Raw genomic sequence first — 20,581 nt, forward strand, 5'->3', positions numbered from 1 at the left:
GTCAGCCATCTGCCGCAAATTCACGGCCAGCGCCAACATGCCCCCCTCGTCCAACCCCGGCTCCTCCTCATGCACCGCATGCACCGCAAGACACCCGGCTGCGCGCTCAGCCCTCAGGTCAACTCGCGCAGCAATCCGTTCATGGTGCAAAAACGGCAACACGTAATAGCCATAGACCCGCTTGTGCTGTGGGGTGTAGATCTCCAGTCGATAGCGAAAATCAAACAAACGCTCGGTGCGACTGCGCTCCCAGATCAGTGAATCAAACGGTGACAACAACGCACTGGCGGGCACCTTACGCGGGACTTTCGGTTCAGGCGCACAATAGGCCAATTGCTTCCAACCCTGAACCTGGCAAGGGACCAACAACCCCTCCTCCACTAACTCCGCCACGCGCGCACGGCTATCGCCAGGTTCCAGACGGAAATAATCACGCAGGTCTTTTTCAGTGCCTACACCCAATGCGCTCGCCGCCTGCAGCAGCAAACCTCGCTGCGCCTCGGCTTCGCTCAAAGGGGCTTGCTGGAGAATCTCGGCGGGAATCACGCGCTCCGGCAAATCATACAGCCGCTCGAACCCACGACGCCCGGCGACGGTCACCAGGCCCGCCGCGAACAACCATTCCAGGGCATGTTTTTCATCGCTCCAATCCCACCACGGGCCGGCGCGCTCCTGGCGAGTCGACAAACTGCCGGCACCCAAGGCGCCCTGCTGCTCGACGACGGCCAGGACCCGGCGAATGGTGGCCTGCTGCTCACGGCCAAAACGCGCCATCTGCTGGTAAATCCCCTCCCCCCGGGCCGCCCGCGCCATGCGCCAGCGCATCAACGGGTAAAGCGCCATCGGCAACAACGAGGCTTCATGCCCCCAATACTCAAACAGCGAGCGTCGCCGGCCCTGGCTCCAGGCCGCTTGCTCAAGAATCGCAGGGCAATAGTTGCCCAGGCGAGAGAACAACGGCAGGTAATGGGAACGCACCACGGCGTTGACCGAATCGATCTGCAGCACGCCCAGGCGCTCGATCAGGCGATTGACTTGCGCAGCCTTGATCAACGCAGGCGGCTGGCGGCCGGAGAAACCTTGGGCCGCCAGCGCCAGACGCCGAGCCTGCTTAAGAGATAAGGACAGTTCTGCGGGCATGTGCATCTCCTTGTATGCTCGCAACCTACCCTACCGCACCCCATGTTGTGTAGGGGCATCCAAGTCATTTGCGCAGCGGGTCTTCCCAAAAGTGGCGCTGGCTTTCCAACTCGACATCGGCGCGGCTCAGGCCGATATCCTTCAACGCATCGTCACTCATGGCGGCCAAATCAATACGCTCGCGGTACAGAGTCTGCCAGAGCGCTACCCTTTGAAACAGGCCACTAAACGGCCGCTTCGCCATCAACACAAAACCTTTTTGACCTTTCATCATCTCGCCCTCCAGTTGGGATGACTGAAGTCTGTGCCTGGGGTTATGATCAATCCAACGAATGTTTATTATGCAATACATCTCGGAGATTGATGAATTGTCCAGCTACCCAAGTATCGACACCGAAGTGCTGCGCACCTTCGTCGCCATTGCTGATCAGGGCGGTTTCACCCGCGCGGGCGAGCAGGTCAACCGCACCCAGTCAGCGGTGAGCATGCAGATGAAACGCCTGGAAGAAGATGTATTGCAGCGCAAGTTGTTCGAGCGCGACGGTCGGCAGGTCAAGTTGACGCCAGAGGGGCAGGTGCTACTGGGCTATGCCCGCAGGATCCTGAAACTGCACAGCGAGGTGTTCAACACCCTGCGCGAACCGCATATGGTCGGGCTGGTGCGCCTTGGCACACCCGATGACTACGTCATACGTTTTTTACCGGGCATCCTCAAGCGTTTCTCCAAGGCTTACCCACTGATCCAGATTGAAATGCATTGCGAGTCGTCAACGGTGCTGATGCAGCGCCGGGACCTGGACCTGACTGTCGTCAGTCGCGAGCCAGGTAATGACATCGGCGAGCCGCTGCGTCATGAACGTATGGTTTGGGTCGCTACACCCTGCTTCTGCGTGGATGACCACGCCACGCTTCCCCTGGCCGTTTCCGGCATGGACGGTTTCTGCAGCCAGTGGCCGCGCGCGGCGCTGGATGCCGAGGGACGCGATTATCGCCTGGCGTATCACAGCTCAAATGGTGCCGCAATCCAGGCAGTGGTGGGTGCCGGCCTGGCGGTGACAGCCACCATGGAAAGCCTGGTGACCGAAGACCTGCGGATATTGGGCACAGCCGAAGGCTTCCCTGCCCTGCCGTCGATCAATTTGCGGCTGCTGCGTAATCCGCGCACCACCTCCCCCATTACCGAGTGCCTCGCCGAGCACATCATCGAGGGCTTCAAACTTTAAAGGTCAACATCACCGCACAGACCACCAGGAAGCCGCAAAACAGGCCACGCAACAGGCGCTCAGGCATGGCATGGGCAACCTTCACCCCCCAACTGATGCTTAACAACCCGCCCACGGCCAGCGGTACGCCGATCGCCCAGTCCACCTCATGGTGGTAGGCGTAGGTCACCAGGGTCACACTGGTGCTGGGCAGCGCCAGCGCCAGGGACAGGCCTTGGGCAACCACTTGGCTGGTGCCGAAAAGGCTGGTCAACACCGGCGTCGCCACCACTGCGCCGCCAACACCAAACAACCCTCCCACAGACCCCGAGGCGGCGCCCAGCACACCCAGCCACGGCCACGAATAACGCATCTGCGCCAAGGGTGGCGCATTGTTGGTGAACATGCGCAAAAGGGTGTAGGCCGACAACGCCAGCAAAAAAGCGATAAACCCGAGCCGCATCACGTCCGCATTGATGCCCACTGCCCAGATTGAGCCCAGCCAGGCGAAACAGAACCCCATGACGCCCAGCGGCAATGCATGGCGCAACTCAATCCGGTTACGCTGGTGGTAACGCCACAACGCGAGCATCACATTAGGCACCACCATCACCAGCGCCGTGCCTTGGGCGATTTGTTGATCCAGTCCAAACAGCACCCCAAGTACCGGGATGGCAATCAACCCACCACCGATGCCAAACAAGCCACCGACTGTGCCCAGAAGCGCACCCAGCACCCCATACATCGCTAAATCCGCCACCACGCGCACCTCCAATCCCGAGCCTGCATGCTACGCAGTCCGCTCTAGTATGGAAACGCACAGCAACGCACAATGGCTATGCCAACTTCGCACAAGCAGCATTGCCATGAACCCCAATACCTTGACCGATCAGCTAAGCCTGTTTCTTGACGTGCTGGAAGCAGGAAGCTTCTCCGCAGCCGCCCGACGCCATCCCTTGACGCCCTCGGCCGTCGCCCGGCGGATCGACAACCTGGAAAACTCGGTAGGCAGCCGGCTATTTTTGCGCAGCACTCACGCGGTGATACCGACACCAGCCGGCCTGGCCTTTGCTGAACGAGCACGGCGGATTGTCAGTGAGCTGCAACTGGCACGGGCGGAAGCAGTGTCCTTGAGCCATGCGCCTGAGGGGTTGATCCGTGTAGATGCCCCCGCGGCCTTTGGTCGGCGGCACCTGGCACCGGCCATCGCCGACTTCCTCAACGTCTACCCCGGCCTGGATGTACACCTGCACTTGATCGACAGCTTCGTCGACATGCAAGGCGAGCACCTGGGCAAAGTCGACCTGGTCCTGCGGGCCGGGCATATCGTCGACTCCCGGCTGATTGCCACACCCTTGGCCAGCATCGTACGCATCGCTTGCGCCAGCCCGGCCTACCTGAAGCATCGCGGTACTCCTACTCATCCCCGAGAACTGAGCGAGCATGACGGCCTTGACTGGGAAGGCCTCGCCCCGCTGTTTGCCTGGCGCTTCGAGTTGGATGGGCGCAAGGCCAGCTACCGCCCGCAACGCATCCGCATGAGCGCCAACAATGCCGAAGCGCTACTTTCGGGTGCCCTGGCAGGGTTAGGGGTCGCGCACTTGCCGACCTGGCTGGTCAGCGAGTACCTGGTGCGTGGCGAACTGGTGCCACTGTTCTGCGAAAACGGCCTGCCCTCCCCGGAAACCGCCGGGATTTATGCGCTGCGCCTGGAGCAGCATGCCAACGCCCGCAGCCGGTTACTGCTGGAATACCTCAAGGCACGTTTCAGCCCTGTTCCACCCTGGGATCTGGCTTTGCAAAGCGGTTTGGGCTGACCGTTCGAACAGAATTATCTGGCGCGTTAAAGATTTGCCCGCTAGATTCCCGCTCAGACACGTTTTTAAGGCACAGCCATGACCACGACACCCGACACTTGCGAATCCTTGCTGCTCGACAACCAGCTATGCTTCGCCCTGCACTCCACCTCCTTGTTGATGACCAAGGCGTACAAACCCTTGTTGCAAGCCCTAGGCCTGACCTACCCGCAGTACCTGGCGCTGATGGTGCTGTGGGAAGAGGACGGCTTGACCGTAGGTGAGATCAGCCGCCGCCTGCTGACCGACCCGGGATCCCTAACACCCCTGCTCAAGCGCCTGGAAGCAGAAGGCCTGTTGAGCCGCACCCGCAGCCGGGAAGATGAGCGCGTGGTGGTGGTAGAACTGACTGACGCCGGGTGGGCCTTGCGCGATAAAGCCATGGATATTCCCCAGTGCATCCTCGGCGCCAGCCGCCTGGATATGAAACAACTGCGCAAGCTGCAAGCTGACTTGTTGGCCTTACGGGCAAATCTGCAAAGCAGCCTGTAGCTTCTTTCTGGATGAGCTGCGCCCCACTCGTGGCGCAGTCATCCTGCCTCCTCCTGCCTGAAGTGGTGCGGAAAAGGAAAAGTCCTATGTTCCGCCCTACAAAAGCTACGGCATAAAGCCCCCTTTCGCACAGCCCGCATCAGCGGCAGGAAATGACCTCTAATTATTTTCAATAATTTATATTGCGCGCAAACCATTAGCGCAGTACATTTACCTCGACATTTACTTAGCACGCAATTATTTAGCGCAAACAACGAGGAATACACCATGCAAACTCTCTACACCGCAGTCGCCACCGCCACCGGTGGCCGTGATGGTCGCGCCGTTTCAAGCGACAACATCCTTGACGTCAAACTCGCCACACCGAAAGAGCTGGGCGGTGCCGGCGGCCAGGCCACCAACCCGGAGCAGCTATTCGCCGCCGGTTACTCCGCTTGTTTTATCGGCGCCCTGAAATTCGTCGCCAGCCAGACCAAACGCAAAATCCCGGATGACGCCTCGATCACCGCCCATGTCGGTATCGGTCAAATCCCCGGTGGTTTCGGCCTGGACATTGACCTGCACGTGAGCCTTCCCGGCCTGGCCCAGGATGATGCGCAAAGCCTGGTCGATGCCGCCCACCAAGTCTGCCCGTACTCCAACGCCACCCGTGGCAACGTCGATGTACGCCTGCACGTAACCGTCTAATCCCTACCTGACCATCGGAGATGACCATGAACACTTTTGGCAAAACCCTGACCGGTACCCTGCTCGCTTTGTCCATCACCAATGCCTTCGCCGCTGCTGGTGACGTCGAACACAACACCCAGGCATTTCTTGATGCACTGAACGCCGGTACCGGTAAACCGATGGAGCAACTGACGCCCAAAGAAGCCCGTGCGGTTCTGGTCGGCGCCCAATCGGGGGTAAAGCTGACCCTGCCCGAGGCCGACATCAGCCAAAAGACCATCCAGGTCGACGGCCAGCCCCTGGACTTGACCATCGTGCGTCCAGCCGGGGTCAAGGGGGCATTGCCGGTGTTCATGTTCTTCCACGGTGGCGGCTGGGTATTGGGGGATTTCCCGACCCACGAACGCCTGGTGCGGGATTTGGTGGTGGGTTCAGGAGCGGCGGCGGTGTTCGTCAACTACACGCCATCACCGGAAGCCCACTACCCGGTGGCGATCAACCAGGCGTATGGCGCAACCCGCTGGGTGGCCGAGCACGGTAAAGAAATCAACGTTGATGGCAAGCGCCTGGCCGTGGCCGGCAACAGCGTCGGCGGCAACATGGCGGCCGTGGTCAGCCTGATGGCCAAGGACAAGGGCACGCCGGCAATCAAGTTCCAACTGCTGCTGTGGCCGGTGACCGATGCCAACTTCAACACCGCGTCCTACAACCAATACGCCGAAGGTCACTTCCTCACCAAGAACATGATGCAGTGGTTCTGGGACAACTACACGACTGACGCCAAGCAACGCGCCGAGATCTACGCTTCGCCGCTCCGGGCAACCACCGCACAACTCAAGGGCCTGCCACCGGCGATGGTGCAGACTGCCGGCGCCGACGTGCTGCGTGACGAAGGCGAAGCCTATGCCCGCAAACTGGATGAGGCCGGCGTACCAGTGACCGCCGTGCGCTACAACGGCATGATCCACGACTACGGCCTGCTCAACGTGGTCAGCCAAGTACCAGCCGTACGCTCTGCGCTGCTGCAAGCCTCGGGGGAACTCAAGCAACACTTGAAATAACGGCATGCAGTAAAAACAGCACCCACGAAAAAGCCCGACTCATGGTCGGGCTTTTTCGTATCGGTGATGCCAGAATTACTTCTTGGCGCGACCTTTGTACGAACCACCTTCACGGGTGTCGATCTCGATCATGTCGCCGATTTCGATGAAGTCAGCCACTTGCAGTTCGGTACCGTTGCTCAGTTTGGCAGGCTTCATCACCTTGCCCGACGTGTCACCGCGAGCGGAGCCTTCGGTGTAGTCAACCTTACGCACGATGGTGGTCGGCAGCTCTACGGAAACCAGGCGCTCTTCGAAGAAAATAGCTTCGCAGACGTCTTCCATGCCTTCTTCAATGAACGGCAGAACAGCTTCGATATCTTCAGCGTTCAGCTCGTACATGGTGTAGTCAGTGGTGTCCATGAACGTGTAGGTGTCGCCGCTGATGAAGGACAAGGTCGCTTCTTTGCGGTCGAGGATCACGTCGTCCAGTTTGTCATCGGCGCTGTAGACGATCTCGGTCTTGTAACCGGTCAGCAGGTTCTTCAGCTTGGTCTTCATGATTGCGCTGTTACGACCAGACTTGGTGAACTCAGCTTTCTGAACCAGCCAAGGGTCGTTTTCGAGACGGATCACTGTACCGGGTTTCAGTTCTTTACCAGTTTTCATTGCGAATATCCGAATTTGGATGGGATTTACAAAAATCTAGGCCGCGTATCATATCCAATTTAGGTAAAACTGTACCAGCACCGTCGCAAGATCGGCCTGCAAGCCCTGTTCCAGACACCATTTTTCAGCATGCGCAGTCAGTTGCGGCCAATGCTCAAGCAGCACTTTCCAGCTATGAGCCATATCGCCATCAGCGTTCCAGGCCTGCCAAAGCGCGACCACCGCAGCTTTGGCCGCCGGCGACAAGGCCTCGGTATACAGCTCAAGAAAGGCGTCAAGCTTGTCCAGGTGAATGTCTTCGTCCTGGCGATAGATGTGCCACAGCAGTGGGCGCCCGGCCCACTGGGCACGCACGAAGGAGTCCTCACCGCGCACGGCGTTGAAGTCGCAACACCACAGCAGGCGGTCATATTGCTCCTGGCGTACGAATGGCAGGACCTGCACGGTCAAGGCGCCTCGTTGATGGACATCCCCCACCGTCAACCCTTCCACGCCCAGCCAGCGCTGCACATCGCCGAGGATACGACCTTCCGGCACCAGCAGATGAGTGGCGTACCCATCTGCTGCCAGCACGTCCAGCCAACTGGCGAGCCCGGCGTTTTCATAGGCGAACAGCGACATCAGCCGCGTACCTGTAGCTGCAAACACGCCAAGGCCTTGCAGGAACTGCCGCTGGGCGACAGCGTCCTGTTGAAATGCCTGGCGCTGCTCCAGCAAGCCAGCTTCACGTAACAAACCACCGGTTCCCGGGCGAAAGCCGGGAAAGAAGAAGTACTTCTGCACGCCCTTGAATTTCACCGACGGCAGGCCGTGACAGCCGACTACCCAGTCTTCGGCGCTCAGGTAATCCAGGTTCATCCACAAAGGTGTGCGCTCGCGCTCGGCCATGGCCTCCATGTAGTCGGGCGGTAACTGGCAGGCGAACGCGGCGATCACCACATCGGCCGCCGCCGTCACTGGCCACTGCGCTGGCCAATGGCGTACATCAACACCCTCTTGCCATTGCTGCGCCCGCTGCACATCCACCTGTGGGCACATGCGTTCGAACGCCCGCAGGTCATCGACCCACAAGCGCACGGCGCAATCGTGTTCGGCCACCAATTGCCGGGCCAGGCGCCAAGTCACGCCAATGTCGCCGTAGTTGTCGACGACGCTACAAAAAATATCCCAGCGGGCTTTCATTCCGGGCTCCAACGATCAAAGGCTCGATTGTCCGTATAAATGCCTCGATGCAGAAGGCTTGATTGCGATTATTCTGCGCAACAGCTGTGCGACAATCGGCAACACCCACGTAACCTGCCCCACCCCAAATGCCAGTTCTGGCTGCAACAGGAGCAGAATGCGCCCAATGAAAAGAGCCAGGCCAACGTCTTGCAATGTTGCGATTGATGATCAAGCAGAGCCATGAATAAACACGCCGTCCACCAATTGATTCTGGAAAAGCTCGCAGTCGACCTCGATATCGCCCAGCGCGCCGCACAAACCGCCTATGAAACCGCGACACACGAAGAAAATATCGCGGAAAACAAATACGACACGCTCGGGCTGGAGGCTTCTTATCTGGCGGCCGGGCAGGCCAGGCGCGTCGAGGAAATCAAGCAAGCGCTGATACTCTGCCAGAACATGAACCTGCGTGCTTACGATGGGCAACGAGGTATTGAGGTAGGCGCACTGCTGGGGCTGGAGGATGAAAACGGTCGCCAGCAATGGCTATTTTTAGCGCCGGATGCCGCGGGCTTGAAGGTTAATGTAGTTGGCCAGCCGGTGACCGTCATCACCCCACGCTCCCCTTTGGGCAAAAGCCTGCTGGGTAAGCTGGAGGGCGACGAGGTGGAAATCCTGGTGGCTGGCGCCCGGCAACAGTTTGCGGTTACCGAGGTCAAGTAAGCCGATCAGTGAACCGGCAATTCAACGCCGTCGAACAGGTCTTCCAGTTCCTGCTTGTTATGGCACTGGATCGCCTTGGCCATGATTTCGCGGGTCAGGTGCGGTGCAAACTTCTCGATGAAGTCGCACATGAAGCCCCGCAAGAAAGTACCCCGACGGAAACCGATCTTGGTCACACTGGACTCGAACAGCTCGCTGGCATCCAGCACCACCAGATCGCTGTCGAGCTTGTCATCCACCGCCATCTTCGCGACGATGCCGACCCCCAGCCCCAGGCGCACGTATGTCTTGATGACATCGGCGTCGGCGGCCGTGAATACCACTTTGGGCGTCAGGCCACGATGACTGAAAGCTTCGTCGAGCTTCGAACGACCGGTGAAACCGAACACATACGTAACGATCGGGTATTCAGCCAAGGCTTCCAGGGTCAGCTTCGGCAGCTTGGCCAGTGGGTGCCCCTGGGGAACCACGACGCAGCGGTTCCAGCGATAACACGGCATCATCACCAAGTCGCCGAACAACTCCAGGGCTTCGGTGGCGATGGCAAAATCAACGGTGCCGTCAGCGGCCATTTCAGCGATCTGCATCGGTGATCCCTGGTGCATGTGCAGGGCTACGTCCGGGTACTGCTTGATGAAATCGCGGATCACCGGGGGCAGCGCGTAACGGGCCTGGGTGTGAGTGGTTGCAATCGACAGGGTGCCTTTTTTCTCGTTGGAGAATTCCTGGGCGATCTGCTTGATGCTTTCAACTTTGCGCAGGATCTCGCCAGCGGTAGTGATGATGCGCTCGCCGGCCGGAGTGACGCGGGTCAGGTGCTTGCCGCTGCGGGCGAAAACTTCGACGCCCAGTTCGTCTTCGAGCAGGCGGATCTGCTTGCTGATACCCGGTTGCGAGGTGTAAAGGCTTTGAGCAGTAGCTGAAACGTTGAGGTCGTGGTGCGCCACTTCCCAGATGTAGCGCAATTGTTGAAGCTTCATATGCATCCCTCAAAGCAGATAGACGCCACGGTATCAGCGACGATATATAACTATATTAAAGGTTGTAGTGATAAATCTAGAACTTTTTATCGAATCCTCACCCTCACACGTCCTCATTGCGCCTGCACTGCAACAGCGGCACCAGGTATACCGGTACCAGCGACAACTGCAATATTCGTGCAGCGGTTCGCCCCAACGGCGTTGCCGACCCATCGGCCTGGCTGTGACTACCTACGATCAACAAATCCACCGAGAGTTTCTGCGACTGCTCGAGAATCACCTTGCACGGATCGCCCTGAATCACTCGCACAGAGCGGATCAGCTTGAGGTCCTGCTCGCCCTCCCCCAACTCCTCGCGAAAACTGTCCAGCACCCGTTGCTCGATATTGGCCATCACCGTCGTCAGGCCCTGGCTCTGCCACTCACTCAAGGCCTGCTCATCAAGGTAGCTCTGCAGCACCGATTCGGCGAATAGTCCGATGGGCTCCACCACGTGAATCACATACAACTCGGCATTGAAGGTTCGCGCCAGCGTCAGCGCATGTTGCATCACATAAGGCGCATACAGTCCCAGGTCAGTGGCAAATAGCATCGAACGAATCATAGAACCTCCTGGCCTGCCAGGATGGCGGAGATTGATTCAGCTTAGCAGTGCCTTCGAGTGTGCGATGGACTTAGCTCCCTGCCTGGATTTTAAGCTCGTTGCTGATGCCATGCGGCACATGCCCGGTGGCCACCACCTCCCTGGCTTTCTCGCAATGACCGGCCTGATCATCGAAAAACACATCCGCGGCAAACGCCTCAAGAAACGCCGATTTTTCCAGGCCACCGAGGAACAGCGACTCGTCCAGTCGAATGTCCCACTCACGCAATGTACGGATCACCCGTTCGTGAGAAGGCGCCGAACGCGCCGTCACCAATGCCGTACGGATCGGGCAGGCATCGTCGGGAAACTCCCGTTGCAACAGGTTAAGCGCCGCCAGGAAACCCTTGAACGGGCCACCACGCAAAGGCTCGCGCGCCGATTCGCGCTCGCTGGCCTGGAAGGCTTCCAGGCCGCCCGATTGATAGATTCGCTCTGATTCATCGGAAAACAACACCGCATCACCGTCGAAGGCGATCCGCAATTCTGCACTGGACGCCCGGCGCGCGCCCCCGGACAGAATGGTTGCCGCCGCAAACCCGGCATCCAGGGCGCTGCGTACATCTTCGGCGTGGGTCGAGAGAAACAAATGACAGCCAAACGCCGCCAAATAAGGATAAGGGCTACGCCCACCGACGAACGCGGCACGGGAAATATCCAGGCCATAATGCTGGATCGAATTGAATACCCGCAGCCCGGTATCGGCGCTGTTGCGTGACACCAGCACCACCTCGACCCGGGCCCGGCCCAGGCTGGCGTTAAGACTCAAGAGTTTCTTGACCAGCGGGAAGGCATCACCCGGTTCGAGGGTTTCCTCCTCATGGTCAATCTGATATTTGCGGTACGCCTCGACACCTTGCGCCAGGTAGACCTTGTGGCTTTCACTCAGGTCAAACAGCGCCCGCGAAGAGATCGCCAGCACCAGTTTGTCGCCCATCCCTTTAGCCATGCTTTTTCCCCCGGCTCAAGCGTTGCGTCGATCGATAAAACTCAAGGCCTGGTAGAGCGCCTGCATCCGCGGCAACTCACAACCCGCGGCCTTGGCGGCGGCCAATGGCCGGGCGTAGATAGCCGCCAGCTCCAGCGGGCGTTTGTGTAGATGATCGTGGTACATGCTTGGCCAATAGTCGGTCAGGCTTTCAGTCATGGTAAACATCTGCTCGGCATAACTCTCGGCGATTTCATGGCCGCACGCCTGGGCACCCAGCACTACTTCGGCCATCAACGCCTGAATCAGCTCGCGGCTTGACTCATCGGCCATCAATGCCGTGGTCCCGGCGCCCAGCAACACAGAAAGACCGTTATACGGCACATTCCACACCAGTTTATGCCAGCGGGCCTGATGCAGGTTGGCCATGGCCTGGGAGTCGATACCCGCCTGGCGAAACAAGGCGGCGCCCTCTTCGACAATCCCTTGCCGCCTGAGGTCATCGTTGATGGCACTACCACTGTGATAGCCGAGGTTGATCCGCCCCAGCGCCTGATGCTCGACCACCCCGGGAGCCGAACGATGGACGCAGATATAACAAAGGCCACCGAGCAAATGCAGCGAGCCCGGCAGGTGCTCACGCAAGCTGTCTTCGACGTCCAGGCCATTTTGCAGCACCACTACCTTGGCATCCGGGGCTGCTACCTGGGCAATGATGGGCGCCAACTCAAGGTTGCCGGTGGTTTTCGTCCCGACCAGCAGCCAATCACAAGGCGGCATGTCCGATGCCCGGGCATAGGCCTGGACCGGGTGCAGGCTCAACGCGCCATGGACCACGCTGTTGAGGTGCAGGCCACGGTCATTCACCGCCGCGTATTCGCTGCGCAATAAAAAATGCACATCAAACCCGGCCCGCGCCAGCATCAACCCGTAAAAGCCACCGATGGCGCCGGTGCCGATAATACCGATCCGTGGCGGGGTTGCTTGCGTCATGGTAAATCCTCCGGGTGTGCGGGTGAGCGCCTGGTTAACGGCTTCGGCAAGATCACAGGCTATACAGGCGCACCTGCAACTGCCCGTGGAATTGACCCTCGCACATCACAAACAACCCAGGCAAATGAAAAATCCCGTTGCGCTCGACCGCACCGCCATTGTGGGCGGCGACGCATGCAATTACCCACGCGCCTGAAACCAGGCCACGGCCATCGGGATGCATACCCCTCACTCGGCGCTGGCGCTGGCTATCCAGGCTATTTGCCCCGTGGTGCTGCAACGCCCAGGTCGCCTTAGTTGGCCTTTGTGCAGCCAACGCTGGATTAAAGCGGCCTCTGCCCATTGTCGAGCAGGCTTGTTACGCGCTAAGGTTCCTCCCCCCTTGCACTTAAATCATGCTGTGCTCCGCCGCACGGGGATCGCTGGCGGCCGGCACCCGTGACCCTGACGAGTAACACGATGGCTGATTTACCGATCAATGACCTAAACGTCGAATCCAACGAGACCCTGATCACACCCGATCAGCTCAAGCGCGAAATCCCTTTGAGCGACGCTGCCTTGCAGACCGTCACCAAGGGCCGCGAAGTCATTCGTAACATTCTCGACGGCACCGACCACCGCCTGTTCGTGGTCATCGGGCCCTGCTCTATCCACGACCTCAAGGCTGCCCACGAGTACGCCGAGCGCCTCAAGGTACTGGCTGCCGAGGTATCCGACACCTTGTACCTGGTGATGCGTGTCTATTTCGAGAAGCCGCGTACCACTGTTGGCTGGAAAGGCTTGATCAACGATCCGTACCTGGACGACTCGTTCAAGATCCAGGACGGCCTGCACATCGGTCGCCAGTTACTGCTGGACCTGGCGGAAATGGGCTTGCCGACGGCAACCGAAGCCCTGGACCCGATTTCCCCGCAATACCTGCAAGACCTGATCAGTTGGTCGGCCATCGGTGCGCGCACCACCGAATCCCAGACCCACCGGGAAATGGCTTCCGGCCTGTCCTCGGCCGTGGGCTTCAAGAATGGCACCGATGGCGGCCTGACCGTGGCGATCAACGCCTTGCAGTCGGTCTCCAGCCCTCACCGTTTCCTGGGGATCAACCAGGAAGGCGGCGTGTCCATCGTGACCACCAAGGGCAACGCCTACGGCCACGTAGTGCTGCGCGGCGGTAACGGCAAGCCCAACTATGATTCGGTCAGCGTGGCCCTGTGCGAACAGGCGCTCACCAAGGCGAAGATCAAGCCCAATATCATGGTCGATTGCAGCCACGCCAACTCCAACAAGGACCCGGCCCTGCAACCACTGGTGATGGAGAACGTCGCCAACCAGATCCTCGAAGGCAACCAGTCGATCATCGGGCTGATGGTCGAAAGCCACCTGAACTGGGGTTGCCAGTCGATTCCCAAGGATTTGGCCGACCTGCAATACGGCGTGTCGATCACCGATGCCTGCATCGACTGGTCCGCCACCGAAACCACCTTGCGCAGCATGCACACCAAGCTCAAGGACGTACTGCCCAAGCGCTCGCGGGGCTGATAAAGACTGCGAACACAAGAACGCCGGGCTTTTAGCCCGGCGTTCTTGTGTTCGCAACTGCCCTATTGTGGCTCAGAGCTTCGCTGCATGACGCTGATGGCGCTCCATGTAGCGTTCCACATAGGAGCAGGACGGGATCACCGTGTAACCATGATCTTCGGCATATTTCAGTGCTTCCTCGGTGAGTGCCGCAGCGATACCGCGGCCCCGCAACGCGTTGGGCACAAATGTCCGATAGATATCCAGGGTCTGTTTCCCAAGGTCCATATAGGTCAGGTAGGCACGATGACCGTCCACATTGGTCTCGAACTGATGACCACTCTGGTCATGGTGGATGGACAACGCCTCGCTCATCACTACTCCTCGCGGGTCTTGGTTTATGACCCCTACCTTACCGATGTTTTTCCGGCGAAGGAACATCTACGCCACCCCGTGCCGGTTACGACAACGAGAAAAGCCGCCAGTGTCCTGCACTAGCGCACACAACCAGCCTGCAGGAATAGTAGGCGCCAATCGCGAAATTGCTCAAGGCCCGCCCCTCATCCATTGCCGCTGGCAGGCATAGAAAGGGCCAATCGAAAATGCCTGGGGTCGATGGCCTGAACATTGCCGGCAGTTGAAGCTTGAGACGAACATTCACTGTTTAAGTCACCTCAACATGCACAAAAGATACCGATTGACGAAAAGACAATCTGAACAAAAGTGTCAATACCGATATATAAATTGGCGTGTGCTTACAAGGCTTAACACCTGCTGGCTGGCCCTTGCAGGCGGGATCGGATTTTCGGCAGAGTGCAAAAAACTGGATATTTTTTATACAAACTCTCAAAAGATTAGCCAAAATAGAATCGGCGCAATAATTTTTTTTGCTTCTTGCGCTACGTCCGTTTACTTACTACAAGTAATGGGTAGTATGTACGCCGTCTATTAGCTCACTCTGAGCAAGTAGCCATTAATAGAAAGTCCTTGAAGGGGAACACGATGAACAACGTTCTGAAATTCTCTGCTCTGGCCTTGGCCGCAGTTCTGGCTACCGGTTGCAGCAGCGTCTCCAAAGAAACCGAAGCCCGCCTGACTGCAACTGAAGACGCAGCAGCTCGCTCCCAGGCTCGTGCAGACGAAGCCTACCGTAAAGCTGATGAAGCTCTGGCTGCTGCTCAAAAAGCACAACAGACTGCTGACGAAGCTAACGAGCGCGCTCTGCGCATGCTTGAAAAAGCAAGCCGCAAGTAATAATCCTCCGGGGTTATTATCAAGCCGATCCATTTTTGGATCGGCTTTTTTATTGCCCGAATTTCGCGCCGCCCCGCCTTCCCTTGCAGAAGCGAGGCGAATACCTACATATCGACCGGCGCGCTGGACACCATCGGAGCCTGGCCTGGCACTGCGATCTGCGTGGGCAAGCCATCTTCAGCGGCGACAACATCGCGCACCTCGTCCCAATTGACCCGCAGGTTATTGGCCAGGTCCTCATTCTTGAGCAGGGCGTTGATCACCGCCGTGTGCTTGTCCACTACGGACGGAGTGCCATCATCGTTTAGTGGCGTATGAGCTTCCAGGTAAACCTTGCCACCACTCATGCCAAACTTGTAGGCCTCGCTGATGATCCGCACGGAAGTGCCCACCGGCACCATGCCGGCCATTTCCAGCACGTTGTTGTTGAACATGCGAAAGCAACCGTGGCTGGTGCGGGTACCAATGCCGAACTTCGCGTTGGAGCCGTGGATCAGGTAGCCCGGCGTGCCCAGGGTGAACTTGAACGGCCCCAGGGGATTGTCCGGGCCTGCTGGCACCACATTGGGCAACGGGTCACCATTGGCGGCGTGCTCGGCCTTGATCGACGCTGGAGGTGTCCAGGTCGGGTTAGGAGTCTTGGCAATAATGCTGGTGTGAGCAATCGGAGACCCCCAGCCTTCACGGCCGATCCCCAGCGGGAAGGTATAAACGACGTTCTGGCCCTTGGGGTAGTAATACAGCCGATACTCCGCCAGGTTGATCACGATACCTTCCCGGGGACCCGGCGGCAGGATGAAGCGCGTCGGCAGCACAATCTCGGCACCCGCCCCCGGCAACCAGGCATCAATGCCCGGGTTGGCCGCAACCATTTCCGAATAACCCAGGTCGTAGGTGGTGCCCAGGTCGGCAAAGGTATCTTCGTATTTGGCCTTGATCACCTGGACCTGGCCGACAATGTCTTCACCCGGCGGCGGCAGAGGCAACTGCAAGGCAGCGGCAGGGCCCGCGGCACAAAGCGCAGCGAGAGACAGGCAGCAGGTGACAGCGGAAAGGCGAGACAACATCCGGGAATACCTTCGCAGATCGACGGGTAGTAGAACTTGATTGTACACGGGAGCCCGGCGGGGCACCCACATTCAAAGCTCGAAGCGCAACTCCGGCCAGATGGGCGGGGTACCGCGCTTCTGGGATTCGAGAATGGCCCGGCACAGCGGGCACAAACGCTGATCGTGAAAGAGCGAGCGATCCACCGATGACCAGCGCGGCTGGGCAGGCAATAACGTGCCGCAGAGCGTGCGGTCGATTGAGCCGCCCAACTCCAGTTGACGCGTTACCAGATGCACCCGGACTTCCTGGCAGGCGAACAGATCCAGCTGTTCGTCAGGCTCGATCAGTTGATAGGCAAACAAGGACCAGGCAGGGCGCGACATCGAGGGCTCCAAATCGGGGGGGCGCCACCTTAGCCGAAAGACCGCGGCTAGAAAAGCGTCATAGCAGCGGTTTTAGCGCCGGCCAGACATTTTCCAGCAACTTGCCCTGGGCTCCGACCGCCGGATGCAATTGATCGGCCTGCATCAGCTCTGGATTCCCCCCCACGCCCTCAAGGAAAAACGGCACCAACGGCACCTCCTTCTCCTTGGCCAGCGTGCCATATACCTCGGCAAATGCCTTGGTGTAGCGCGGGCCGTAATTGGGCGGCAACTGCATGCCCAACAGCAGTACCTTGGCACCGCCAGCCTTGGACTGGTCAATCATCGACGCAAGATTTTGTTTCAATTGAGCGGGAGGCTGCCCGCGCAATCCGTCATTGCCTCCCAGCTCAAGAATCACCAGGTCCGGCTTATGCTCTGCAAGCGCCGCCGGTAGCCGCGCCAGGCCTCCGGCACTGGTATCACCGCTGATAGATGCATTGACCACTTTATCGTCGAAACCTTCGCTCTTGAGCCGCTGCTCCAGCAACGCGACCCACCCTTTGCGGGTATCCAGGCCGAAACCGGCACTGATACTATCGCCAACGATCAGGACTGTACCCGCCGCTGCGTTCTGGGCCATGCACATCAAGGCCAGGCCAGCACTCAAAAACCACATTCGCATCGGATTCTCCATGGGCGCACGTATTCTCACCGCGCGAAACCTTAGCAAAGTGGTTCCCAGCGCGGAAGGTGAACTGACCATCCTGCACCAACTGAGCCTGGAACTGAACAAGGGCGATAGCCTGGCTATCGTCGGCAGCTCCGGTTCCGGCAAATCCACCCTCCTGGGCCTGCTGGCCGGCCTCGACCTTCCCAGCAGCGGCGAAGTCACCCTCGCCGGGCAATCCCTCGGCACCCTGGACGAAGACCAGCGCGCGCGCATCCGCGCCGAACACGTCGGTTTCGTGTTCCAGTCCTTCCAGTTACTGGACAGCCTCAATGCCCTGGAAAACGTCATGCTGCCTCTGGAACTGGACGGCCGCAAGGACGCCCGGGAACGTGCCAGGCACCTGCTGGAGCGCGTCGGCCTTGGCCAGCGCCTGACCCACTCGCCACGCCAACTCTCCGGCGGCGAGCAACAGCGAGTGGCGATTGCCCGGGCCTTTGCCGCCGAACCCGATGTGCTGTTTGCCGATGAACCCACTGGCAACCTCGACAGCCATACCGGCGAGCGCATCAGCGACCTGCTGTTCGAACTCAACCAGGAAAACGGCACGACCCTGGTACTGGTGACCCACGACGAGCGCCTGGCCCACCGTTGCCGACGCCTGATCCGTCTTGAAGCCGGCCTGATGGTCGCCCCCCTGGAGCCTTGATGGCACGTTTGCCGTTGTTACGCCTGCTCAGCCTTGCCCTGCGCCAATTGTTGCGCGATGCCCGCGCCGGCGAGTTGCGGGTGTTGTTCTTTGCCCTGCTGGTGGCCGTCGCCGCCAGTACGGCCATCGGTTACTTCGGTGCGCGCCTGAACGGCGCCATGATGTTGCGAGCCACCGAGTTTCTTGGTGCCGACCTGGTGCTCGAGGGCAGCTCGCCAGCCCGGTCCGAGCAAATCAAAAGCGGGACCGAGCTGGGGCTGGAACATGCCAGGGTCGTGGAGTTTTCCAGCGTCATCGCTACCGACAACGGCATCCAGCTTTCCAGTATCAAGGCCGTCAACGAGCAATACCCGCTACGCGGTGAACTGAAAAGCGCCGCCGAACCCTTCGGCGAAGAAACCCAGGGAGGTGGGCCGAAACCGGGTGAGGCCTGGGTTGAAGCGCGCCTGCTGACCGCGCTGGACCTGAAGATTGGCGACAGTATCGATGTCGGCATGAAACCCTTGCGCATGACCCGCGTATTGACCTATGAACCGGACCGCGCAGGCAACCTGTATAACCTCACGCCCCGGGTGATGATCAACCTGGCCGACCTTGAGGCCACCGGCGTAGTGCAACCTGGCAGCCGGGTCAGTTACCGCGAACTCTGGCGGGCGCCGCAAGCAGGCACGACCCTGCAAACCTATCGTGACCTGGTCAAGCCCGGTCTCGCCGCCAACCAGCGCCTGCAGGATGCGCGCGACGGTAACCAGCAGATCGGCGGCGCCCTGGGCAAGGCCGAACGCTACCTGAACATGGCCAGCCTGGTGGCCGTGTTGCTGTCCGGCGTGGCAGTGGCGCTCTCAGCCAATCGTTTCGCCAGCCGGCGTTTTGATGCCAGCGCATTGCTACGCTGCCTGGGCTTGTCGCGACGGGAAACGATGCTGCTGTTCAGCCTGCAATTGACCGTACTGGGGCTGTTGGCCAGCCTTACCGGGGCCTTGCTCGGATGGCTGGCGCAATTGGGGTTGTTTTATCTGCTGCATGACCTGCTACCGACGGACGTTCCACCGGGCGGCCTGTTACCCGCCATCGCCGGGATCGGCACCGGGCTGGTGGCCCTCGCCGGTTTCGCCCTGCCGCCACTGGCGGCATTGGGACGAGTCCCGCCGCTGCGGGTGTTGCGACGCGACCTGCTGCCAATCCCTTCCAGCACCTGGATGGTCTACGGCGCGGCACTGTTTGCCCTGGGCCTGATCATGTGGCGCTTGAGCCTGGACCTGGTTCTGACCTTCGCCCTGCTCGGTGGTGGAGTGGTGGCTGCACTGATCCTGGGCGGCCTGCTCCTGCTGCTGTTGCAAAGCCTGCGGCGGTTGCTCGCCCGTGCATCCCTGCCCTGGCGCCTGGGGCTGGGGCAACTGCTGCGCCACCCTCTGGCGGCAGCGGGACAGTCCCTGGCCTTTGGCCTGATCCTGCTCTCCATGGGGTTGGTCGCACTGCTGCGGGGCGAGCTGCTGGACACCTGGCAAAACCAGTTGCCCAAGGACGCCCCCAACTACTTCGCCTTGAACATCCTACCGGCAGACAAGGACGCCTTTGGTGCCCGCCTGCTGGAGTTGCAGGCGCAATCAGCACCGTTGTACCCGGTGGTACCAGGGCGCCTGATCAGCATCAATGGCGAGCCGGTGCAGGATATTGTCAGCAAGGACTCCAGTGGTGACCGCGCGGTCCAGCGCGATTTGAGCCTGACCTGGGCCGCCGACCTGCCACCGGGCAACAGCCTGACAGCCGGCTCCTGGTGGTCAGCGCAGCCGAACGACGACATTCCCGGCGTCTCGGTGGAGTCCAAGGTTGCTGAAAGCCTGAAGCTGAAACTCAACGATCACCTGGTCTTCACCGTCGGCGGCGAAAACCGCGAGGCACGGGTCACCAGTCTGCGGGAGATCAACTGGGACAACTTCCAACCCAACTTCTTCATGATCTTCCAACCGGGTACCCTGAGAGACCTGCCCACCACCTACCTGACCAGCTTCTACCTGGCAGCCGGCCATGACTTGCAGATCGTCGAGTTGTCCCGGGCCTTCCCGGCAGTGACTATCCTGCAAGTCGAAGCCCTGCTGGCCCAGTTGCGCAGCATCCTGGCCCAGGTGACCCTGGCAGTGGAGTACGTGCTGTTATTTGTTCTGGCCGCAGGGATGGCGGTGTTGTTCTCAGGCCTGCAAGCCACGCTGGATGAACGGATCCGCCAGGGTGCCCTGCTGCGCGCCCTGGGTGCCGAACGCAAGCTGCTGGTCAAGGCGCGACGTATCGAGTTCGGCTTGCTGGGAGCCGTCAGCGGCTTGTTGGCGGCGCTGGGGACAGAACTGGTGACGTTGGTGTTGTATCGCTACGCCTTCGACCTGACGTGGCACCCACACCCCTGGCTGCTGCTGCTTCCAGTGATTGGTGCGGTGCTGATTGGCGGTGCCGGCGTATTTGGTACTCGACGGGCCTTGAATGCCAGCCCGTTGACCGTACTGCGTGAAGGCTGAAAACGCCGATGG

Annotated in this window: 23 protein-coding genes and 1 pseudogene; 10 read left to right on the top strand and 14 right to left on the bottom strand. The window is 59.7% G+C overall.

Annotated elements, in window-relative coordinates; genetic code table 11:
* The coding region (locus GIR22_RS09675) for a winged helix-turn-helix domain-containing protein (RefSeq protein ID WP_154743124.1) at positions 1-1,140 on the bottom strand (1,140 nt) is incomplete at its 3' end.
* Positions 1,141-1,204: 64 nt separating this feature from the next.
* Positions 1,205-1,411, bottom strand: a complete 207-nt coding sequence (locus tag GIR22_RS09680) for a YjiS-like domain-containing protein (RefSeq protein WP_154743240.1) — start codon at positions 1,409-1,411, stop codon at positions 1,205-1,207.
* A gap of 70 nt (positions 1,412-1,481) precedes the next feature.
* On the opposite strand from GIR22_RS09680, the gene GIR22_RS09685 reads away from it, so the two are divergent.
* A complete protein-coding gene (locus tag GIR22_RS09685) occupies positions 1,482-2,363 on the top strand; it encodes a LysR family transcriptional regulator (RefSeq protein ID WP_154743125.1) in 882 nt (293 codons plus the stop codon).
* Here GIR22_RS09685 and GIR22_RS09690 read toward each other — a convergent pair.
* Positions 2,353-3,102, bottom strand: coding sequence for a TSUP family transporter (locus GIR22_RS09690; protein WP_178122175.1), 750 nt, complete (start codon positions 3,100-3,102; stop codon positions 2,353-2,355). The two genes, GIR22_RS09685 and GIR22_RS09690, sit on opposite strands and share 11 nt — an antisense overlap.
* A 106-nt stretch (positions 3,103-3,208) precedes the next feature.
* On the opposite strand from GIR22_RS09690, the gene GIR22_RS09695 reads away from it, so the two are divergent.
* The 4 genes from GIR22_RS09695 (at position 3,209) to GIR22_RS09710 (ending at position 6,420) form a co-directional block, all read left to right on the top strand.
* Complete coding sequence (locus GIR22_RS09695) at positions 3,209-4,159, top strand: LysR family transcriptional regulator (RefSeq protein WP_154743126.1); 951 nt, start codon at positions 3,209-3,211, stop codon at positions 4,157-4,159.
* Positions 4,160-4,237: 78 nt separating this feature from the next.
* A complete protein-coding gene (locus GIR22_RS09700; RefSeq protein WP_154743127.1) occupies positions 4,238-4,690 on the top strand; it encodes a MarR family winged helix-turn-helix transcriptional regulator in 453 nt (150 codons plus the stop codon).
* 267 nt (positions 4,691-4,957) lie between these two features.
* Complete coding sequence (locus tag GIR22_RS09705; RefSeq protein ID WP_154743128.1) at positions 4,958-5,377, top strand: organic hydroperoxide resistance protein; 420 nt, start codon at positions 4,958-4,960, stop codon at positions 5,375-5,377.
* 26 nt (positions 5,378-5,403) lie between these two features.
* Entirely contained in the window at positions 5,404-6,420 is a 1,017-nt protein-coding gene (locus GIR22_RS09710) for an alpha/beta hydrolase (protein WP_154743129.1), read from the top strand.
* 75 nt (positions 6,421-6,495) lie between these two features.
* Here the strand turns inward: GIR22_RS09710 and GIR22_RS09715 are convergent, their stop codons facing one another.
* Entirely contained in the window at positions 6,496-7,068 is a 573-nt protein-coding gene (locus tag GIR22_RS09715) for an elongation factor P (protein ID WP_154743130.1), read from the bottom strand.
* 48 nt (positions 7,069-7,116) lie between these two features.
* On the bottom strand, positions 7,117-8,250 hold the full coding sequence (gene earP / locus GIR22_RS09720; protein ID WP_154743131.1) for an elongation factor P maturation arginine rhamnosyltransferase EarP: 1,134 nt from the start codon (positions 8,248-8,250) through the stop codon (positions 7,117-7,119).
* A gap of 222 nt (positions 8,251-8,472) precedes the next feature.
* Between earP and GIR22_RS09725 the strand changes: the two genes are divergently transcribed.
* The gene (locus GIR22_RS09725) at positions 8,473-8,955 is read left to right on the top strand and encodes a GreA/GreB family elongation factor (protein WP_154743132.1); all 483 of its coding nucleotides are present in this window, start codon (positions 8,473-8,475) and stop codon (positions 8,953-8,955) included.
* Positions 8,956-8,960: 5 nt separating this feature from the next.
* Here GIR22_RS09725 and cysB read toward each other — a convergent pair whose 3' ends face one another.
* The 5 genes and pseudogenes from cysB to GIR22_RS09750 form a co-directional block, all read right to left on the bottom strand.
* Positions 8,961-9,935 (bottom strand): HTH-type transcriptional regulator CysB, encoded by a 975-nt coding sequence (cysB, locus tag GIR22_RS09730; RefSeq protein ID WP_154743133.1) that lies wholly within the window; start codon positions 9,933-9,935, stop codon positions 8,961-8,963.
* A 103-nt stretch (positions 9,936-10,038) separates the two neighbouring features.
* Complete coding sequence (locus tag GIR22_RS09735; RefSeq protein WP_154743134.1) at positions 10,039-10,539, bottom strand: universal stress protein; 501 nt, start codon at positions 10,537-10,539, stop codon at positions 10,039-10,041.
* Positions 10,540-10,609: 70 nt separating this feature from the next.
* Entirely contained in the window at positions 10,610-11,527 is a 918-nt protein-coding gene (locus GIR22_RS09740; protein WP_154743135.1) for a 5'-nucleotidase, read from the bottom strand.
* Between the two features lie 15 nt (positions 11,528-11,542).
* Entirely contained in the window at positions 11,543-12,499 is a 957-nt protein-coding gene (locus tag GIR22_RS09745; RefSeq protein WP_154743241.1) for a putative 2-dehydropantoate 2-reductase, read from the bottom strand.
* A gap of 12 nt (positions 12,500-12,511) precedes the next feature.
* Positions 12,512-12,668: pseudogene (locus GIR22_RS09750) on the bottom strand (thioredoxin); the annotation flags it as partial.
* Between the two features lie 290 nt (positions 12,669-12,958).
* Between GIR22_RS09750 and GIR22_RS09755 the strand changes: the two are divergent.
* A complete protein-coding gene (locus GIR22_RS09755) occupies positions 12,959-14,035 on the top strand; it encodes a 3-deoxy-7-phosphoheptulonate synthase (protein WP_154743136.1) in 1,077 nt (358 codons plus the stop codon).
* A 72-nt stretch (positions 14,036-14,107) separates the two neighbouring features.
* Here GIR22_RS09755 and GIR22_RS09760 read toward each other — a convergent pair whose 3' ends face one another.
* On the bottom strand, positions 14,108-14,389 hold the full coding sequence (locus GIR22_RS09760) for a GNAT family N-acetyltransferase (protein ID WP_154743137.1): 282 nt from the start codon (positions 14,387-14,389) through the stop codon (positions 14,108-14,110).
* A gap of 627 nt (positions 14,390-15,016) precedes the next feature.
* Here GIR22_RS09760 and oprI point away from each other — a divergent pair.
* A complete protein-coding gene (gene oprI, locus GIR22_RS09765) occupies positions 15,017-15,268 on the top strand; it encodes an outer membrane lipoprotei OprI (protein ID WP_003172710.1) in 252 nt (83 codons plus the stop codon).
* 104 nt (positions 15,269-15,372) lie between these two features.
* Here oprI and GIR22_RS09770 read toward each other — a convergent pair whose 3' ends face one another.
* The 3 genes from GIR22_RS09770 to GIR22_RS09780 all read right to left on the bottom strand — a co-directional run bounded on the left by GIR22_RS09770 (position 15,373) and on the right by GIR22_RS09780 (position 17,365).
* A complete protein-coding gene (locus GIR22_RS09770; RefSeq protein ID WP_154743138.1) occupies positions 15,373-16,335 on the bottom strand; it encodes a L,D-transpeptidase family protein in 963 nt (320 codons plus the stop codon).
* Positions 16,336-16,407: 72 nt separating this feature from the next.
* On the bottom strand, positions 16,408-16,701 hold the full coding sequence (locus tag GIR22_RS09775; RefSeq protein ID WP_154743139.1) for a hypothetical protein: 294 nt from the start codon (positions 16,699-16,701) through the stop codon (positions 16,408-16,410).
* A 58-nt stretch (positions 16,702-16,759) separates the two neighbouring features.
* Positions 16,760-17,365 carry an arylesterase gene (locus GIR22_RS09780; RefSeq protein ID WP_178122176.1) on the bottom strand — a complete coding sequence of 202 codons (606 nt, stop codon included), beginning with the start codon at positions 17,363-17,365 and terminating at the stop codon, positions 16,760-16,762.
* 10 nt (positions 17,366-17,375) lie between these two features.
* On the opposite strand from GIR22_RS09780, the gene GIR22_RS09785 reads away from it, so the two are divergent.
* A complete protein-coding gene (locus tag GIR22_RS09785) occupies positions 17,376-18,059 on the top strand; it encodes an ABC transporter ATP-binding protein (RefSeq protein ID WP_154743141.1) in 684 nt (227 codons plus the stop codon).
* The gene (locus GIR22_RS09790; RefSeq protein ID WP_154743142.1) at positions 18,059-20,569 is read left to right on the top strand and encodes an ABC transporter permease; all 2,511 of its coding nucleotides are present in this window, start codon (positions 18,059-18,061) and stop codon (positions 20,567-20,569) included. The genes GIR22_RS09785 and GIR22_RS09790 overlap by 1 nt, the downstream gene beginning before the upstream one ends.
* The last annotated feature ends 12 nt before the right edge of the window (positions 20,570-20,581 follow it).

It is taken from the genome of Pseudomonas karstica (assembly GCF_009707515.1).
Lineage (GTDB): Bacteria > Pseudomonadota > Gammaproteobacteria > Pseudomonadales > Pseudomonadaceae > Aquipseudomonas > Aquipseudomonas karstica.

Coding starts and splice junctions, on each gene's coding strand:
- GIR22_RS09680 (WP_154743240.1), bottom strand. CDS start 1,411: ATGAAAGGTCAAAAAGGTTTTGTGTTGATGGCGAAGCGGCCGTTTAGT.
- GIR22_RS09685 (WP_154743125.1), top strand. CDS start 1,482: ATGCAATACATCTCGGAGATTGATGAATTGTCCAGCTACCCAAGTATC.
- GIR22_RS09695 (WP_154743126.1), top strand. CDS start 3,209: ATGAACCCCAATACCTTGACCGATCAGCTAAGCCTGTTTCTTGACGTG.
- GIR22_RS09700 (WP_154743127.1), top strand. CDS start 4,238: ATGACCACGACACCCGACACTTGCGAATCCTTGCTGCTCGACAACCAG.
- GIR22_RS09705 (WP_154743128.1), top strand. CDS start 4,958: ATGCAAACTCTCTACACCGCAGTCGCCACCGCCACCGGTGGCCGTGAT.
- GIR22_RS09710 (WP_154743129.1), top strand. CDS start 5,404: ATGAACACTTTTGGCAAAACCCTGACCGGTACCCTGCTCGCTTTGTCC.
- GIR22_RS09715 (WP_154743130.1), bottom strand. CDS start 7,068: ATGAAAACTGGTAAAGAACTGAAACCCGGTACAGTGATCCGTCTCGAA.
- earP (WP_154743131.1), bottom strand. CDS start 8,250: ATGAAAGCCCGCTGGGATATTTTTTGTAGCGTCGTCGACAACTACGGC.
- GIR22_RS09725 (WP_154743132.1), top strand. CDS start 8,473: ATGAATAAACACGCCGTCCACCAATTGATTCTGGAAAAGCTCGCAGTC.
- cysB (WP_154743133.1), bottom strand. CDS start 9,935: ATGAAGCTTCAACAATTGCGCTACATCTGGGAAGTGGCGCACCACGAC.
- GIR22_RS09735 (WP_154743134.1), bottom strand. CDS start 10,539: ATGATTCGTTCGATGCTATTTGCCACTGACCTGGGACTGTATGCGCCT.
- GIR22_RS09740 (WP_154743135.1), bottom strand. CDS start 11,527: ATGGCTAAAGGGATGGGCGACAAACTGGTGCTGGCGATCTCTTCGCGG.
- GIR22_RS09745 (WP_154743241.1), bottom strand. CDS start 12,499: ATGACGCAAGCAACCCCGCCACGGATCGGTATTATCGGCACCGGCGCC.
- GIR22_RS09755 (WP_154743136.1), top strand. CDS start 12,959: ATGGCTGATTTACCGATCAATGACCTAAACGTCGAATCCAACGAGACC.
- GIR22_RS09760 (WP_154743137.1), bottom strand. CDS start 14,389: ATGAGCGAGGCGTTGTCCATCCACCATGACCAGAGTGGTCATCAGTTC.
- oprI (WP_003172710.1), top strand. CDS start 15,017: ATGAACAACGTTCTGAAATTCTCTGCTCTGGCCTTGGCCGCAGTTCTG.
- GIR22_RS09770 (WP_154743138.1), bottom strand. CDS start 16,335: ATGTTGTCTCGCCTTTCCGCTGTCACCTGCTGCCTGTCTCTCGCTGCG.
- GIR22_RS09775 (WP_154743139.1), bottom strand. CDS start 16,701: ATGTCGCGCCCTGCCTGGTCCTTGTTTGCCTATCAACTGATCGAGCCT.
- GIR22_RS09780 (WP_178122176.1), bottom strand. CDS start 17,365: ATGCGAATGTGGTTTTTGAGTGCTGGCCTGGCCTTGATGTGCATGGCC.
- GIR22_RS09785 (WP_154743141.1), top strand. CDS start 17,376: ATGGGCGCACGTATTCTCACCGCGCGAAACCTTAGCAAAGTGGTTCCC.
- GIR22_RS09790 (WP_154743142.1), top strand. CDS start 18,059: ATGGCACGTTTGCCGTTGTTACGCCTGCTCAGCCTTGCCCTGCGCCAA.